This window comes from Cellulomonas iranensis NBRC 101100 = JCM 18110, from assembly GCF_001552375.1.
Lineage (GTDB): Bacteria > Actinomycetota > Actinomycetes > Actinomycetales > Cellulomonadaceae > Cellulomonas > Cellulomonas iranensis.
The window spans coordinates 1-16884 of sequence record NZ_BCRB01000080.1; the positions used below are offsets into that span (position 1 = coordinate 1).

Genomic DNA, 16884 nt, shown 5'->3' on the forward strand with positions numbered 1-16884 from the left:
GGCGGCGCGCGCGGCGCGACGGCCGCGGCACGAGGCGCGCGCCGGCGACGCCGAGCATCGCGGGCACGAGCGTGATCGAGATGAGCACCGCGACGCCGACGGCCATCGCGCCGGCGACGCCCATGACGCCGAGGAAGGGGATGCCCGCGACCGACAGGCCGACGAGCGCGATCATGACCGTGAGGCCCGCGAAGATGACGGCGGAACCGGCGGTGGCGTTGGAGCGTGCCGCGGCCTCGTCCGGTGGCAGGCCGGTCGCGAGCAGCTCGCGGTGGCGCGACACGATGAACAGCGCGTAGTCGATGCCGACCGCGAGCCCGAGCATGAGCGACAGCAGCGGCGTCGTGCTCGTGACCGACGTGAACGCCGCCGCGACCAGCACGAGGATCGTCGAGATGCCGACGCCGAGCAGCGCGTTGAGCAGCGGCATGCCTGCGGCGGCGAACGAGCCGAGCGTGAGCAGGAGCACGACGAACGCGACGACGACGCCGAGCGCCTCGGTGATGCTCAGGCCGGGGAACTCCTGCGAGAACAGCTGCCCGCCGATGGTCGCGTCGTAGCCGTCGGGCAGGGCGGCCGCGAGGTCGTCGGTGAGCGCCCGCAGCTCGTCCTTGACGTCGGCGCCGATCGCGACGCCCTCGCCGCGCAGCGACAGGACCATGATCGCGGCCTCGCCGTCGTCGCTCGTCTCGGACGCCCCGGGCGTCGTGGTGTCGAACGGCGAGACGGCGGACGTGACGCCCTGGACGTCGGCGAACCGCTGCGCGGCGTCGTCGACGGCGGCGACGACCGCGGGGTCGTCGACCTGGCCGCCGTCGGTGCCCACCACGAGGACCTGCGCGGTGGTGCCCGCCGCCTCGGGGAACGTCGCGGCGAGCCGGTCGAGCGCGGCCTGCGACTCGGTGCCGGGGATCGTCACGGAGTTGTCGAGCTTGCCGCCGAGCAGCACGGCGCCGGCGCCGAGCAGGACCAGCACGGCCAGCCAGGCGCCGATGACGGCACGGCGGCGCGCGTACGCGGCGCGGCCGAGGCGGTAGAGCGCAGAGGACACGGCTGCTCCAGGGTCGGTGGGTGCGGGGGAGGACGGCGGCGTCCGGCGACGCGGCGCACGAGATGCGACGCGCTTCGATACGAGACTGTATGCGATACGGGACCGTATGCGATACACGACTGTATCCAAGCGCTAGGATCGACGCCGGACCTGTGAGAGCCCGACGACCCCACGACGCCCCGGGAGGTGGCCCATGACCGACGCACCCGTCGACGTCGCCGCCGACCCGGCCGTGTCGCGCCGCCGGCAGCACACCCGCGAGCGCCTGCTCGACGCCGCGTTCGGCCTGTTCGCCGAGGAGGGCGTCGACGCGACGTCCATCGAGGCCGTGTGCGAGCGCGCGGGCTTCACGCGCGGCGCGTTCTACTCCAACTTCGAGAGCAAGCACGAGCTGCTGCTCGCGCTCGCGGCCCGCGAGCACCGCCGCCGCATCGCCGAGCTGCGCGACGCGCTCGCGGTCGCGCAGGCCACGTGCGCCGCGGGTGCCGAGCTCGACCTGCAGGACATCTCGTCGTTCCTCGAGATCCTGCTCGAGCGCATCTCGCACGACCGGCGGTGGCGCGTCATCAACGCCGAGCTCACGCTGCTCGCGATGCGGCACCCCGAGATCGCGCGCCGGCACCACGACCTCGACCGGCAGATGTCGGACGAGGTCGCCGACGAGATCGAGCTGCTCATGCCACGCCTCGGCCGGCGCCTCGTGCTGCCCGCCCGCCAGCTGCTGCGGCTGCTCGCGGCCGGCTACATGGCGGACCTCGAGGCCGCCGACCTGTCGGCCGACCCCGAGCCCGCGGTCCGCGCGCGCGCCGACGCGGCCGCGTGGCTGCCGATCGTCGCGGACCGGCTGACCGAGCCCCTCTGACCCCGCGGGCCGTCCGTCGTCTTCCAGGCTCGGCGTGCCCTGCGCGGGCCGAGGGGCGCGCCGCCGGGCGTCAGGGCGGGTAGGCCGCCGCCAGTGCCGCGTGCCGTGCGCGCGTGAGCGGGACCACGACGCCGTGCTTGGTGTCGGGCGGCAGCGAGAACCCCGGCACCTCGCGCCAGTCGCCCGACGCGAGGTCGTCGGTGCGCAGCGCGAGGTAGCCCTGCGGCCGCACGGAGTACTGGTCGACCCACAGGTACCACGTGCCGTCGCGGTGGTCGCGGAAGACCAGCGGCGCCTCGACGTGCGCGTACCGGTCGTCGGCGAGCCGCGCGGCGACGACCTCGAAGTCGTCGGCGTCGAGCGCCGAGCCCGCCTCGTGGAACAGCCTGAGCGAGCCGGGCGCGTCGGCGTCCTGCTTGGAGAAGCGGTGCACGCGCCCGTCGGGCGCGAGCGCGGCGGGCACCACGGTCGTGTCGATGACGCCCGTGCCGTGGTCGATGAGCACGCGCGCGGGGGTGACGGTACGGAAGTCGCGCGTGCGGGCCACGAGCACGCGCGGGTACGACGCCGCGGCGTGGTGCACGTCGTCGGGCGGGTACAGCGACGACGAGAACGTCACCGCGAACTCGCGCGTCGCCGGGTCGTACGTCGCCTCGGGGGCCCACGCCATGCCCGCCTCGGGCGGCGCGACCTCGAGCAGCCAGGGGTCCGACCAGTGCACGAGGTCGGTCGAGCGCCACACCACGAGGCTGCGGCTGCCGTGCCGCGTCCACGCGTCCCACCCCGCGTCGTCGCCGCCGTAGATGCGCAGGTCCGTCGCGAGCAGGAACCACTCGCCGTCGCCAGCGACGAGGTGCGGGTCGCGCACGCCCGTCGTGCCCAGCGTCGACGTCAGGACGGGGCGGCCGCCGTTGGCGCGGTACCAGCGCAGCGGGTCGTCGCCCTCGGACAACGAGAAGTAGATGCGCTCGCCGTACCCGTCGGGGTCCTCGACGTGGTGCACCAGCAGGTAGCCGTACGGCTCGTCCACCAGGGCCTCCGGGGTGACTGGATCGCGCTCTCGCGGGTCAAGAGGGGCGGGCCGCCCTCCCCGGGGTGGGGAGGGCGGCCGGATCGTCGTCGACGACCGTGGTCAGACGACCGTCGCGGTGCCCGACAGCGCGGTCCAGGACTCGGGCGCGAGGCGCACGGTCGTGGTGCCGGTCGCGCTCGCGGTCACGGGGGCCGCGTCGAGCGTCGTCACGTGCTCGGCCGTGACCTTCGCGGCGTGCGCGGGGCCGTGCACGGCGGGCTCGTGGTCGGCCGTGACCTGCGTGCCGCCGCCCAGCGTGAGCGCGACGCCGGGGTGGCGCAGCTCGACCTCGACGGCCTCGGCGGTGCGGTTGACGAGGAACACGCCGAGCTCGCCGGCGTCGGGCTCGCCCGCCCACGTGACCGCGGCGGTGACCGTCGGGACGTCGCCGTGGCGCGCCGTCGTGTACGTCGGGGCCTGCACGCGCACGTCGAGCACGTCGCCCTGCGCGAGGCGCGTCGTGGCCGCGAACGGGTGGTAGGTGGGCTGCTTCCACGCCTCGCCGCCCGGCTCGGTCATGATCGGCGCGATGACGTTGACGAGCTGCGCGAGGCACGCGACGGGCACGCGGTCCGCGTGGTTGAGCAGCGTGACCATGAGGTCGCCCAGGACCACGGCGTCGAGGCCCGAGTAGACGTCCTCGATGATGCGCGCGGGCTGGTGCTGCAGCGGCAGGTTCGACTCGCCCGGGAACCGCGTCTCGAGGTACCAGACGTTCCACTCGTCGAACGAGATGGTGATCTGCTTGTCCGAGCGCTTGCGCGCGCCGACGGCGTCGGCCGACGCGACGACGCGGCGGATGAAGCGGTCCATGCTGGTCCCGGAGCCGAGGAACGACGCGCGGTCGCCGTCGTGCTCCTCGTAGTACGCGTGCATCGAGATGTGGTCGACCAGGTCGTACGTGTACGACAGGACGGTCTGCTCCCACTCGCCGAACGTGTCCATGGTCATGGACGACGACCCGCACGCGACGAGCTCGATGGTCGGGTCGACGAGCTTCATGGCCTTGCCGGCCTCGGCGGCGAGCTTGCCGTACTCGTGCGCGTCCTTGTGGCCGATCTGCCACGGGCCGTCCATCTCGTTGCCGAGGCACCACAGCTTCACGCCGTACGGCTCGGTGCGGCCGTTGGCGATGCGCAGGTCGGCCCAGCGCGAGCCGGCGACGCCGTTGCAGTACTCGACGAGCGCCGCGGCCTCGGCGACGCCGCGCGTGCCCAGGTTGACGGCCATCATGGGCTCGATGCCCTCGCGCTCGGCCCACTGCAGGAACTCGTCGGTGCCGATGAGGTTGGGCTCGACCGTGCGCCACGCGAGGTCGATGAACGGCTTGCGCTGCTCGACGGGCCCGACGCCGTCCTCCCACACGTAGTTGGAGACGAAGTTGCCGCCCGGGTAGCGCACCACGGTGACGCCGAGCTCGCGCGTGAGGTCGGCGACGTCGCGGCGGAAGCCGTGCTCGTCGGCGGTCGCGTGGTCGGGCTCGTAGATGCCCGTGTAGACCGCGCGGCCGAGGTGCTCGACGAACGAGCCGAAGAGGCGGCGGTCGAGCGTGCCGGTGCGGAAGTCGGGGTGCAGCAGGACGGTGGCGTGCGCGGTCATCGGTGCTCCGGGGTCGGTCCGCGGCGCCGACGCACGGGTGCTCGGGGCGCGCGGGATTTCACAACGTTGTAAACCCGCCCAGCATACCCGCCCCGGGCACCCGCCCACCGGGACCCGCGCGGAACCGTTCCGGCGTCGGAACTGGCCAGAGAGGTGACCAGCTCCGACGGCTCGCCGCCGAGACGTGACTGGTTCCGCGGCGCCCGCCGGCACCGGGCGGTTCAGGGGCGGGGTGGTGGCGTCAGGATCTGGTGGCGGGCGGTCGTGACGGCCGTCAGGAGGTCGCGCTCCGACTCGGTGTGACGGCGCAGGTCGGCACGGCCCGACAGGGCCTGCTGCCGCAGGAACGCGAGCGACGTCGCGTCGCGCTGGAACCGGCGCATCGCGTCCGCCGCCGCCGGACCACCCGTGCGGGCCGCCCAGCCGACGGCTGTGCTGCGCCGCGGCAGCGACGCGAGCATCTCGACCTCGTGCGGCGCGAACCACCCGGCGTAGCCGTACTCGGTGAGGCGGCGCCGGATCACCTCGGACTCCTGACGGCGCAGCCACACCGCGATCCCGACGACCCCCGCGAACAGCGGCACCTGCACGACCGCGAACACCGCGAGGTACGCGTCGCCCGCCGCGAGGTTGGTGGCGTTCCACAGCGCGTGGCCGATCATCGCGGCGAGCAGACCGAGCGGGAGCAGCCACCACGCCGCCCCCCGGTGCCGCGACCGGGCCGCGAGCCCCAGCGCCGCGCCCGTGCACGCCGTGAACAGCAGGTGCGCGAACGGCGTCGCGAGACCGCGCATGACGAACGTGCCGGCCAGCGCCTCGCCCGCACGCCCGAAGTACAGGACGTTCTCGGTGAACGCGAAGCCCGCCGCGACGACCCCCGCGTACACGATCCCGTCGACCACGCCGTCGAAGTAGCGCCGCCGCGCGAGGAACAGCACGAGGACGCCCGCGCCCTTGGCGGCCTCCTCGACGATCGGCGCCGACACCAGGGCGGCCGCACCGGCGCCGGCCTGCAGGTCGCCCGTCGCGCTGGCGACCGTCCACAGCGTCAGGTTGTTGACGACGAGCGACACGAGCACCGCGACACCCGCGCCCCACAGCAGCCCGAACGCGAGCGCGCCGAGCGGCTCGGGCTCCCAGCGGTCGAGCCACCGGATGCCGGCCAGCACCACCGCGAGGGGCACGAGCGCGAGCACCGTCCCGACGACGCCCGCCGCGACGCCGACCTCCACGAGCACGAGCCCGAGCGCGGCGAGCGCGCCGACCGCGAGCAGTGCGACGAGCAGCAGCCCGAGCACGTCGCGGGTCGTGGTGCTGCGCCGCGGGGGCACCCACTGCGGCGGGACCGCCCCGGGCGGTGCGGCCGGGCGCGAGGGGTCGTGGAGGCTCACGCGCACACACTAGGGGCGGCGCGGTGCGCGCGGCTCGACGCGTGCCGGGCCCGCCGCCCGTCGCGACGCGGTCGACGCTGCGCTCACGGCACGTCGTCGTCCCGGTAGGTGCGCGGGACCGCGGCGGCGACCCGGCTCACGACCTCGTAGGGGATCGTCCCGGCGCTCGCGGCCCAGTGCGCGGCCGTGGGCACGCCGCCGGCCCCGGGCGGGCCGAAGAGCGTCACGACGTCCCCGGGGGCGTCGCCGGCCCCGGGCCCGAGGTCGACGACGAGCTGGTCCATGCAGATCCGCCCGACCACCCGGGCCGCACGACCGTTGACGTGCACGCGCGCCGGGCCGCGACCGTCGGTCGACGCGTGTCTGGGCACGCCGTCGGCGTAGCCGAGCGGGACGAGCCCGAGCGAGGTGCGTCGCGCGGTCCGGTGCTCGCTGCCGTACGACACCGGGGTCCCTGCCGGCACCGGGCGCACCGCCGCGAGGCGGCTGCGCAGCGTCATGGCGGGCGTCAGCATGCTTGCGCGCGGGTCGCTGGGCGGCAGCGGCGACAGGCCGTAGACGGCGAGGCCCGGGCGCACGAGGTCGTAGTGCAGGCGCGGGTCCGTGAGCGTGCCTGCCGACGCGGCGACGTGCCGCAGCGGGACCTCGATCCCCACGCCTCGCAGCACGTCGGTCGCGTCCTCGAACCGCGCGACCTGGTCGTGGGTCGCGGGGTGCCCTGGGGTGTCCGCGCACGCGAGGTGCGTCCACAGGCCGACGACCTCGACGTGACCGGCTGCGGCCAGGGACGCGGCGCGGCGGGCGAGCGACGCGAGCTGGTCGGCGCCGACGCCGTTGCGGCCCATGCCCGTGTCGACCTTGAGGTGGACGCGCGCGACCCTGCCGGTGTCCCGCGCGGCGGCGGCGACCTCCTCGAGCGCCCACGGTGCGCCCACGGACACGTCGACCTCGGCGGCGAGCAGGCGCGCGAAGGGGGCGCCGGGGGTGTGCAGCCAGGTCAGGACGTGGGCGTCGGCGGGGCGCAGCTCGGTGCGCAGGAGCAACGCGTCGGACGCCCGGGCGACGCCGAACCACGTGGTGCCCGCGGCGAGCGCGGCGCGGGCGACGGGGAGCAGGCCGTGCCCGTAGGCGTCGGCCTTGAGGACTGCCATGACCTGGGCTCGGCCGGCCGCGGTACCCAGGACGCGCAGGTTGTGGCGGATCGCTGCGAGGTCGACGACGGCTGCCGACTCCGGCTCGTCGTCGCCGGTCGGCGGGGTCGTGCTCGGGGTCCGGGTCGTGGTAGCGACGTCAGCGGCGGTCACGTGTCGCCTCCGGCCAGTACACGCTGTCGGGGACAGCCCGGGCGCCGAAGATCGCCTGCCCGACGCGCACGCACGTGGCACCCTCCTCGACGGCGATCTCGAAGTCGCCCGACATGCCCATGGACAGCTCGCCCGCGCCGACGAGGTCCGGGTCGGTGTCGCGTGCGCGGTCCCGCAGGGTCCGGAGCAACGCGAAGCACTCGCGGACCCGCGCGGGGTCGTCGCTCAGGACGGCCAGCGTCATGAGGCCGCGCACCCGCAGGCGCGGGTAGGCGGGCAGCGCGGCGAGGAACGCGGGCAGCTCGGCGGGCGGCATGCCGAACTTCGAGTCCTCGGCCGACGTGTTGACCTGGACGTAGACGTCGAGCGTCCGGTCGGCGGACGCGAGCCGCCGGTCGAGGGCCTCGGCGACGCGCAGCCGGTCGAGGGCCTGGAGCTCGGACGCCCAGGCGGCGACGTCGCGCGCCTTGTTGGTCTGCAGGTGGCCGATCACCGACCAGCGGACGTCGAGGTCCGCGAGGGCGTGGCGCTTGCGCGCGGCCTCCTGGACCTTGTTCTCGCCGAGCTCGCGGCACCCCGCCTGCACGGCGAGGCGGAGGCGGTCCTCGGGGACGGTCTTGCTGACGGGCAGGAGCCGGACCTCGTCGGGGGACCGCCCGGCGCGCTCGGCCGCGGCGGCGATGCGGGACCGCACGCGGGCGACGGCGCGGCCCAGGCCGCCGACGTCGTGCGCCGTCGGGTAGCGCTCCGCGGGCGTCACGGCGGCGATGTTTGGCATAGGCCAAACGCTAACATAGGCTCAGGCTGAACCGGGAGGTGCCGCGTGGACGTGACGATCGACGGCCGGACGGCGGGCGACATCGCCGCGAGCGTGCGCGCGCTCGTCGACGGCGGAGCGCTCGCCCCGGGCGACCCGCTGCCCCCCGTGCGGACGCTCGCCGCGCAGCTCGGCGTCAACCGCAACACCGTGGTCGCCGCGTACCGGCAGCTCGCCCAGGCCGGTGCGGTCGTCACGCGCGGGCGGGCCGGCACCCGCGTCGCCGGCGCCGACCACCTGCCCGAGGAGGGCTTCGCGCGGGACACCGTGCTGCGCGACGTCGGCAGCGGCAACCCCGACCCGCGGCTGCTCCCCGACCCGGCCGCCGTGCGCGTGCCGCCCGCGGCGCCCGTCCTCTACGGGCAGTCGACGCTCGACCCCGCGCTCGCCACCTGGGCCACCGACCACGTCACGGCGGACTGCCCGCGCGAGCTGCGCGTCTCGGTGACCGGCGGCGCCGTCGACGGCGTCGAGCGGCTGCTCGCCACGACCCTCGCGCCGGGGGACCTCGTCGCGCTCGAGGACCCGTGCTACCTCACGAGCATCAGCACGGTCCGGCGGGCCGGCTACCTGCCGGTCCCCGTGACCGTCGACGCGGAGGGCATGACCGTCGACGGGCTGCGCGCCGCGCTGACGGCCGGGGCCCGTGCGGTCGTCTGCACGCCGCGCGCCCACAACCCCACGGGCGCGAGCCTGAGCGAGCGGCGGGCCGCCGCGCTGCGCCGCGTCCTCGCGCCGCACCCGAACGTCCTCGTCGTCGAGGACGACCACTTCTCGCTGCTGTCCCGGTCGCCGTACCGCAGCGTCGTCGGCCCGCGGCACGCCCGGTGGGCGGTCGTGCGCTCGGTCTCGAAGTTCCTCGGGCCCGACCTGCGGCTCGCCTACGTCGCGTCCGACCCCGAGACCGCCGAGCGCCTCGCCGCGCGGCTCGGCCCCGGCACCACGTGGGTCAGCCACCTGCTGCAGCGCACGGCCGCGGCGCTGCTCACGGACCCCGCGACGCACGACCTGCTCGCCAGGGCGCGCGACCGCTACGCGCACCGCAACGCGGCCTTCGTCGACCTGCTCGCCTCCCGCGCCCTCGCCGCGACGGCGCCGGACGGCCTCAACGTGTGGGTCGCGCTGCCCGCCCCGTCGTCCGACGTGACCGCGCGGCTCATGCGCCGCGGGTGGCTCGCGCGCGACGGCGCGGACTTCGCGCTCGAGCGCCGCGTCCCGCGCGCTCCCCACCTGCGGCTGACCGTCCACGACCTCGACGACGACGACGCGGTCCGGCTCGCCGACGACCTCGCCGCCGCGACGCGACCCGCGGGCCGGCCCTCCCGCTGAGCCGGGGACCTCCCGCGTCCCTGCGTGCCCGCCGGGGAGGACCCAGGTCTCGCCGGCGCCCGCGTCCGGCGTCGTAGGGTGACCGCGGCCCGTGCTCAGGTCGCCGGGCCACGACGACGGGGTGGTGGCATGAACGAGGTCGAGCGCGAGGTCCGGGCACGGATGCGCGCCCAGGGGCTCTACAACGACGAGGGCCCGGGGCTCGAGGCGCTGGTCGAGGAGCGGCAGCGCGCCAAGGAGCTCACGTGGCGCTTCAACATGATGAACCCGACGGACGTCGCGGGCCGCCAGGCGCTCGCGCGCGAGCTGTTCGGACCCATGGGCGAGCGCGTGTGGATCGAGGCGCCGCTGCAGGTGTCGTACGGGTACAACGTGTCGTTCGGCGACGACGTGTTCGTCAACGTGGGCTTCACGCTCGTCGACGACATCGAGGTGACGATCGGCTCGCGCGTGATGATCGCGCCGAACGTGACGATCACCGTCACGGGCCACCCGGTGCACCCGCAGCTGCGCGCGGAGATGGAGCAGTTCTCGGCGCCCGTCGTCATCGAGGACGACGTGTGGCTCGGCGCCCACGTCGTCGTGCTGCCGGGCGTGACGATCGGCGCCGGCTCGATCGTCGCGGCGGGCAGCGTCGTGACGAAGAACGTGCCGGCGGGCGTCGTCGTGGGCGGCGTGCCCGCGCGCGTGCTGCGCCCGATCACCGACGCGGACCGTGAGTTCGCCTACCGCGCGCCGGGCACGCTGGCCTGACGGGGGGCGCCCGCGCGGGCGCCCGGCCCCGGGTCGGGCGCCCGCGCCGCGGGTCTGCGGGCGGCGCGCCGGTCGAGCTCGGCGTTGACGACCCCGCCGGTGAGGATGACGATCGCCGACACCCACAGCCACAGCACCGCCGCGAGCAGCGCGCCCAGCACCTGCGCGGCGACCTGCACGAGCCGCCCGCCGTCGACGTCGGGGGCCGACGGCCCCGCGACCTGCAGGTAGACCGCGAACGCGGCGGCCACGAGCACCAGACCGACGGTGCCGACGAGCGCACCGGGCACGGCCCGGCGCCACGTGGTGCCGCGCGGCAGGTTCGGCCCGTAGCGGTACAGCAGCGTCAGGTAGGCGCCCGCGACGAGCACGACGACGGGCCAGCGTGCGAGCGCCCACACCGTGCCGAACGCGTCGCCCAGCCCGAGGCGCTGCGCGATCTCGTCGCCACCGCCCAGCAGCGGCCCGACGACGACGAGCACGAGCACCGTGACCAGCGTGACGAGCCCCCCGAGCGCCAGCGCGAGCCCCAGCACGACCTGCGCGACGACGCCGCGCCGCTCGGGCACCGTGTAGGCGTCGTCGAGCGCGCGGATCGCCGCGCGGAACATGCGGCTCGCGAGCCACAGCGTCAGCAGCACCGACCCGATCGCGAACCCCGTGCGCTCCTCGCGCAGCAGACCGCGTACCAGCGGGACGAGCGCCTCCTGCGCGACGTCGTCGGCCAGCACGTGCGACACGGCCCCGACCACGGCGTCCTCGACCTGCGCGACGCGCTCGGGGTCGGTGAGTCGCTCGAGGTACCCGAGCGACGCGCCCAGCGCGGTGACGAGCGGCACGGCCGAGATGAGCGCGAAGTACGTCATCTCGGCGGCCAGGCCCGTGATGCGCACGTCGACGACGCGGCGCACGCACCGCACGACGAACGGCAGCACGTCGAGCCGACCGACCCGCACGGGGTGCCGGTGGGCCCACGCCTCCACGCGGTCGAGCGCGGTGCGCCCGTCGCGCCCGGGCAGCCGCGCGAGCACGTGCGGGACGGCGTGCGCGACGCCCAGCACCGCGGCCGGGGCGACCACCGCGACGGCGACGAGCACGAGCCACGCGGGTGCGCGCTCGGCCGTGGCCGCCGCGACCGCACCCCACGCGGCCAGGCCCGCCGTGAGCGCCACCAGCGTCGTCGTGGACACCGCGAGCGCCGACGCCGCGGCCGACGCGCGCCGGCACGCGGCCGCCCCCAGCACCGCGAGCGCGGCGACGGCGACGAGCAGCACGGGGTCTCCGGGAGGGTCGGGGGCGTCCCGGCATCGTAGGCGTGGCGGGGTGCGTGGGCGTGCGCGGCGTGCGCCGTGCCGCGTCGGACGGGCGCCCGGGGCCGGACGCGCACCGCCCCGGTGACCAGAGGGGTGGTCACCGGGGCGGTGGGTGCGCGGCGCGGGCCGCGCGGTGCGGAGCCCGTCAGCCCCGCAGGCGGGCCCGACGTCGCAGGGCCACGGCCGCCGCTCCGCCGAGGACGAGCGCGAGCCCGACCCCGAGCGCGACGCCGACGTTCGCTCCGGTCGTCGCGAGCGGCCGCGAGGCGCTCGTCGGCGTGGTCGTGCCGGTCGAGCCGCCGTCCGTCGACCCGCCGGCGGACCCCCCACCGGTCGAGCCGCCGTCCGTCCCGCCCGCCGCGGTGACCGTGAGCGTGGCCGGCGCCGAGTACGCGCCGCCGAACTCGTTGGCCGCGTAGACGCGGAACTGCGCGCCTGAGTCGGCCAGGCGGGCCGGCACGGTGAGCGTGGTGCCGTCGGCGAGCGCCGCGGCGCGCGCCGTGCTCACCGTGCGCGCGTCACCGCTCGCGTCGGCGACGTCGGTCCACGTGCCGTCCACGAGCTGCTGCCACGTCACCGACGGCGCCGGGGACCCCGTGACCGCGACGGTGAACGTCGCGTCGGTGCCGTCGACGGCCGTGGTGTCGGCCGGGTCGGTCGTGACCCACGCGACGGCCCCCGCGTCGGAGCGGTCGCCGGCCTGCTGGTCGGCGACGAACGACGCGACCCACGACAGCGCCGAGTTCCAGTTGACCGTGATCTCGTTGGTCGACCAGGACTGGATGTTGTCGACGTAGCAGAGCTGCGGCGCGCACATGTGCTCCGGGTTGTACAGACCCTGGATGATCGGGTCCCACGTGCCGACGTCCGAGTTGGGGCCGCCGGCCACCGACCCGCGGGGCGGGTTGGGCAGCGACTCGGTGAGGGAGTGCGAGAACCACCGGCTGTGCTGGTTCTTCGAGAACACCGTGCCGTAGCCCGTGACGTACGACTGGTTGAGCGCGTTGCGGCCCATCAGGTAGTCCATGGACTCGACGACGGCGTCGGCGAACCGCTGGTCGCTCGTGAGGTCGAACGCCGTGCCGAGCACCACCTGGTTGTTGAGGACCGCGGAGTTCGAGCCCCACTCGTACACGCCGTCGGCGTTGCCCGAGTAGGCCGTGCCGAACGGCTCGGCGGCCTGCCGCGACAGGTACAGCTCGGCGCCGTCGACGACGGACTGCCGGATCGCGGTGCGGCCCGGGATCGCGGACTCGACCGTGGCGAGGTCCATGCGGCCCAGCGCCGCGACGTCGCCCCAGAAGAAGCCGCCCTTCGTGAACAGGTCGGCCGTGTGGTACTCGTTCGCGAGCACCGCGTCCTGGTAGACCTGCTCACCCGTGGTCAGGTAGAGCTCGGCGGCGGCCCAGTAGAACTCGTCCTGGACCTCGTCGTCGTCGTACGGGCCGCCGCCCGGGCTGGGGTCGGCGTTGGGGGCCGGCTGCAGCAGGTCGGGGTGCGCGACGGCCGCGTCGTACGCCACGCGGCCCGCGGCGAGCAGGTCGGCGGCGAACTCGGGGTCGTACTGCTCCCACAGGCGTGCGCCCTGCGCCGCGACGGCCGCGAAGTTGAGCGTCGCCGCGGTCGACGGGCGGTGCAGCCGGCGGGGCTGCGGGTCGTCGGCGGGCAGCAGCGGCAGGCCCGTCCAGTCCACGTCGTGCACCTTGTGGTGGACCATGCCGGCGAGCGGCTGCCCGGCCGGCACCTGCATGCGCATCATCCACTCGAGCTCCCAGCGGGCCTCGTCCAGCGGGTCCGGGACGCCGTTGGTCTGCTCGTCGCGCGGGATGTCGAGGCTGCCGTCGCCGAGCGGCGCGGCGTCACCCGTGGGTGAGGTCAGCGCGCGCTCGTACGTGCTGAGCACCTGCGCGACCGCGATGCCGCCGTTGACGACGTACTTGCCGTGGTCGCCGGCGTCGTACCAGCCGCCGACCACGTCGAGCGTGTAGTCGCACGTCCAGTCGCCGTAGAGGCCCTGCGCCTCCTCGGGCGTGATGCAGGGGACCGCGTAGTCGCCCTGGTTGGGCGTCGCGTCGCCCGGGCGGCCGACGTGGCCGGCCTCGCGGCTGTACGCCTCGTCGCCCATGATCGAGCCGTCGATCGCGATGCCGCTGCGGGCAGGGTAGAAGTAGTTCAGCGCGTCGTGGCGCAGGTCCTGGTAGAGGTCCGCGCCGATGGCGAACGGGTGGCTCGTGTCGTCGTCGGCCGTGAGCGTGTAGGTGCCCGGGGTCGTGACGTCGTCGAACTCGATCTCGTGCACGTTGACGCCGGCGGTCGGGTCGACGCCGCGGGGCGTCGTCGTCCCGGACGCCACGACGGTCGACCCGGAGGTCAGCCGCCACTCGACGGGGTCGGTCGCCTCGGTGACGAGCGTCGCGCGCTTGGGGCCCGCGGGCAGGTAGCCGACCTGGTTGACGCGCACGCGGGGCCCGGTCTCGGGCTCGTAGGCGGGCGGCGCCTCGGTGGTCTCGACGAACGACACGTCGTTGACGCAGAACGTGTACGGCGTCGCGCGGCGGCCGAGCTCGACCTGGATCCGGCCGAACGCCGCGGCGGGGTCGGCGCTGAAGGACGCGTTGGCCGTGAACGGGAACGTGAAGGTGCGCGGCTCGGACGTGAGCGACGCGCTCGCGTCGAGCACGCGGTGCCACGGGTCGCCGTACTGGCCGACGAGCACGTTGACGTCGGTCGACGCGTCGCCCGCGCCGGGCACGTACGCCGTGAGCTCGAGCACGTAGTTGCGGCCCTCGGTGACCTCGACGTACTTGCGCTCGAGGCCGGCCTCGTAGGCGGCCGCGTAGCCGCCGCGCAGGTCGATGCAGGCGCCCTGGCCGTCGGCGCTCGCGCGGGCCGTGCCTGCACCGGCGCCGGGGGCGTCGTAGAGGTCGAAGTCGCCGGTGTCGCCGCCCGCGAACGAGTGGACGATGCGCGTGCCCGACGTCATCGAGAAGTTGTCGACGCAGAACGTGTAGGGCGCCGCCTGGCCGCCCATCTGGAACGAGATCTGCCCGGTGCCCGTGGTCCAGTCGTCGGCGACCGGCGAGTCGGGGTTGCCGGGCCGCGTGGGCCAGTCGGCGGGCGTGAACGTGAACTCGACGCGCTGCGGCGTGTCGGTGCCGTCGAGCACGACCTGGTGGCCGAACGCCGCGGGGTACCCGAGGCCGCCCTGCATCGGGATCGTGACGGGCGCCGACGCGCGTGCGTCGAACGAGACGGTGTACGTGGTGCCGCGGTCGTACGTCACGTCGTCGTGCTGGAGCGCGCTGTCCCACGGGTTGACGCCGCCCTCGGCGGTCGCGCACAGCTCGCCGTCCGTGACGCCGGAGGTGACCGTCCCGGCGTTCGCGTACGAGATCCAGCCCTGCGCGTCGCCGTCGGCGAAGTCGTGCACGCCGGAGACGGGGGCTCCGGTCGCGGTCGACGCGAGCGCGGGCAGCAGGAGCAGGGCGGCCGACGTGGCGCCGGCGAGCCATCGGGTGCGCCGCCGTCGGCGCGGGGCGTGAGAGGGAACCACGGTGTCTCCGGGGGGACGTGCGCTCCGGCGGGCGGCGCGCGGGCTGGTCGGGCGGGCGGACTGCGAACTGCGGACTGGAAGCGCTTCCACGCTCCGGCGGACGGGGCGACCTGGTCGCCGGGCGGTGGGTCAGGGGGCGGTCGGGGGTGGTGCTTCGCGGTCGCGGCGAGCGGGGCGTGCGGTGCCGGGTGGCATCGGGACCCCCTCGTCGCGGGCCGGCGGCGGCGTCGCAGCGGTGCGGGCGCCGAGCCGGTCGGACTGGACGCGCTTCCAGTCCGGTTCCCGATGGTCTGACGCCGGCCGTCGGCGTGTCAAGGTCGTCGCGCTGCTCATCACCCTGACGGGCGGTGGTGCGCGCGCACGTCGTGACAGGGAGCGCTGCCCGTCGTGACGGGTGCGCGACGCGTCCGGTGGTAGCCTCGCGCCGACCACCACGCCGCGAGGGGGCACCGATGACAGGGCGGACCGGACGGGCTCCGACCCTCGACGAGGTGGCCGAGCGGGCCGGCGTCTCACGGTCGGCGGCGTCGCGCGTCATCAACAACGCGAACCACGTCAGCCCCGCCACCCGGCGCGCCGTCGAGCGGGCCGTCCGTGACCTGGGGTACGTGCCCAACGTGACGGCCCAGGCGCTCGCGCGGCAGCGCGTCGGCGCCGTCGTCCTCGCCGCGTCGCACGACAACGCCGAGCTGTTCGGCGACCCGTTCTTCGGTCAGGTCATCGTCGGCGTGACGTCCGCGCTCGAGAACACCGACCTCGACCTCAAGCTCCTGCTGTGCCACTCGGAGCGGGGCCACGACCGCGTGCGTCGCATGCTGCGGCGGCCGCGCGCGGACGGCGTCATGGTCATGGCGCTGCGGGGTGACGACCCGCTGCAGCGCATGGTCGAGGAGTCCGGGCTGCCGGCCGTGTACGGCGGCCGTCCGCTGCACGGGCAGCCCGCGTGGTACGTCGACGTCGACAACCGCGGGGGCGGCCGGAGCGCCGCCGAGCACCTCGTGGGCCTGGGGCGACGGCGGGTCGCGTCGATCGCGGGGCCCACCGACTCGCACGCGGCCGTCGCGCGGCAGGACGGCGTGGCCGACGCGCTGTCGGCGGCGCGCCTCGACCCGACGCTCGTCGAGCACGCCGACTTCACGCGCGACGGCGGTGCGCGCGCCATGGAGCGGCTCCTCGAGCGGGCCCCCGACCTCGACGCGGTCGCGGTCGCGTCGGACAACATGGCGGTCGGCGCCGTCCAGGTGCTCCGGCGCGGCGGGCGCCGCGTCCCGCAGGACGTGGCCGTCGTCGGGTACGACGACCTCCCGGTCGCGCAGCTGGCCCAGCCCGCGCTGACCACCGTGCAGCAGCCGATCCGCGCGCTCGGGTACGAGATGGCGCGCCTGCTGCTCGCGGTCGTGGCGGGCGAGGAGCCGAGCTCGCTGCTGCTGCCGACGCGCCTGGTGGTGCGCGACTCGGCGCCCGTCGCCGTGCCCGCGCACGGGGCGTGACGCGGGCGGCGTCCACCGCGACGTCAATGCTCAGCATGCTGAGGGATTCGGCCGTAGCCTGGGCGCCATGACGTCCGACCATCCCGACGCCCCGCCGGCCCGGCCCGCGCAGGTCCGCCCCGCGCGCCGGGCCGCCCACCCCTCCGGCCACCGCGCGGGGCTCGCCGTCCGCGCGCTCGTCGGCCTCGCGCTCGTCGCCGCACCCGCGTGGGTCGCGGCGACCGCCGGGGGAGTCGTCGTCCACCAGCACGCGAGCCTCGGCGTGCTCCTCGTGTCGTCCGCCGTCGCGGGCGTGTGCGTGCTGCTGCGGGTCGTCGCGCTCGCGCGCCGCCCGCCGCGGCCGGGGCGCC

13 protein-coding genes are annotated in these 16884 nt (G+C 75.6%); 5 read left to right on the plus strand and 8 right to left on the minus strand.

Translation table 11 applies throughout. From position 1 onward, the window contains the following. On the minus strand, positions 1-1051 hold a 1051-nt coding region (locus CS2_RS14560), incomplete at its 3' end, for an MMPL family transporter (RefSeq protein WP_156442151.1). Positions 1052-1244: 193 nt separating this feature from the next. Between CS2_RS14560 and CS2_RS14565 the strand changes: the two genes are divergently transcribed. After that, positions 1245-1913, plus strand: a complete 669-nt coding sequence (locus tag CS2_RS14565; RefSeq protein WP_070320532.1) for a TetR/AcrR family transcriptional regulator — start codon at positions 1245-1247, stop codon at positions 1911-1913. Positions 1914-1983: 70 nt separating this feature from the next. Here CS2_RS14565 and CS2_RS14570 read toward each other — a convergent pair whose 3' ends face one another. The 5 genes from CS2_RS14570 to CS2_RS14590 form a co-directional block, all read right to left on the minus strand. After that, positions 1984-2943: a glycoside hydrolase family 43 protein gene (locus CS2_RS14570; protein ID WP_070320533.1), complete on the minus strand. Its 960-nt coding sequence runs from the start codon at positions 2941-2943 to the stop codon at positions 1984-1986. Positions 2944-3045: 102 nt separating this feature from the next. Further along, on the minus strand, positions 3046-4584 hold the full coding sequence (gene arfA, locus CS2_RS14575; protein ID WP_070320534.1) for an arabinosylfuranosidase ArfA: 1539 nt from the start codon (positions 4582-4584) through the stop codon (positions 3046-3048). A 221-nt stretch (positions 4585-4805) separates the two neighbouring features. After that, on the minus strand, positions 4806-5975 hold the full coding sequence (locus CS2_RS14580) for a PrsW family intramembrane metalloprotease (protein WP_070320541.1): 1170 nt from the start codon (positions 5973-5975) through the stop codon (positions 4806-4808). A gap of 83 nt (positions 5976-6058) precedes the next feature. Further along, positions 6059-7279: an alanine racemase gene (gene alr / locus CS2_RS14585; RefSeq protein WP_082740257.1), complete on the minus strand. Its 1221-nt coding sequence runs from the start codon at positions 7277-7279 to the stop codon at positions 6059-6061. Next, entirely contained in the window at positions 7266-8057 is a 792-nt protein-coding gene (locus tag CS2_RS14590) for a YggS family pyridoxal phosphate-dependent enzyme (protein WP_070320535.1), read from the minus strand. Before CS2_RS14590 ends, alr begins: the two co-directional genes overlap by 14 nt. A 45-nt stretch (positions 8058-8102) precedes the next feature. Here CS2_RS14590 and CS2_RS14595 point away from each other — a divergent pair, with 45 nt between their 5' ends. Beyond that, positions 8103-9425: an aminotransferase class I/II-fold pyridoxal phosphate-dependent enzyme gene (locus CS2_RS14595; RefSeq protein WP_070320536.1), complete on the plus strand. Its 1323-nt coding sequence runs from the start codon at positions 8103-8105 to the stop codon at positions 9423-9425. Positions 9426-9554: 129 nt separating this feature from the next. Further along, entirely contained in the window at positions 9555-10178 is a 624-nt protein-coding gene (locus CS2_RS14600; protein ID WP_070320537.1) for a sugar O-acetyltransferase, read from the plus strand. On the opposite strand, the gene CS2_RS14605 is transcribed toward CS2_RS14600, so the two are convergent. Together CS2_RS14605 and CS2_RS14610 are read right to left on the minus strand one after the other, a co-directional pair. After that, positions 10151-11452, minus strand: a complete 1302-nt coding sequence (locus CS2_RS14605; RefSeq protein ID WP_070320538.1) for a YihY/virulence factor BrkB family protein — start codon at positions 11450-11452, stop codon at positions 10151-10153. The genes CS2_RS14600 and CS2_RS14605 overlap by 28 nt on opposite strands. Positions 11453-11636: 184 nt before the next feature. Then, positions 11637-15044: a glycoside hydrolase family 9 protein gene (locus CS2_RS14610; protein ID WP_070320539.1), complete on the minus strand. Its 3408-nt coding sequence runs from the start codon at positions 15042-15044 to the stop codon at positions 11637-11639. 452 nt (positions 15045-15496) lie between these two features. Here CS2_RS14610 and CS2_RS14615 point away from each other — a divergent pair, with 452 nt between their 5' ends. Both CS2_RS14615 and CS2_RS14620 read left to right on the plus strand, forming a co-directional pair. After that, entirely contained in the window at positions 15497-16534 is a 1038-nt protein-coding gene (locus CS2_RS14615) for a LacI family DNA-binding transcriptional regulator (RefSeq protein ID WP_082740258.1), read from the plus strand. Between the two features lie 67 nt (positions 16535-16601). Then, a partial coding sequence (locus CS2_RS14620) for a hypothetical protein (protein WP_217997393.1) occupies positions 16602-16884 on the plus strand: 283 nt, incomplete at its 3' end.

Bases quoted from the DNA above. Each gene is read 5' to 3' on its own strand.
- CS2_RS14615 (WP_082740258.1), top strand. From the start codon at position 15,497: ATGACAGGGCGGACCGGACGGGCTCCGACCCTCGACGAGGTGGCCGAG.
- CS2_RS14590 (WP_070320535.1), bottom strand. From the start codon at position 8,057: ATGCCAAACATCGCCGCCGTGACGCCCGCGGAGCGCTACCCGACGGCG.
- CS2_RS14565 (WP_070320532.1), top strand. From the start codon at position 1,245: ATGACCGACGCACCCGTCGACGTCGCCGCCGACCCGGCCGTGTCGCGC.
- arfA (WP_070320534.1), bottom strand. From the start codon at position 4,584: ATGACCGCGCACGCCACCGTCCTGCTGCACCCCGACTTCCGCACCGGC.
- CS2_RS14600 (WP_070320537.1), top strand. From the start codon at position 9,555: ATGAACGAGGTCGAGCGCGAGGTCCGGGCACGGATGCGCGCCCAGGGG.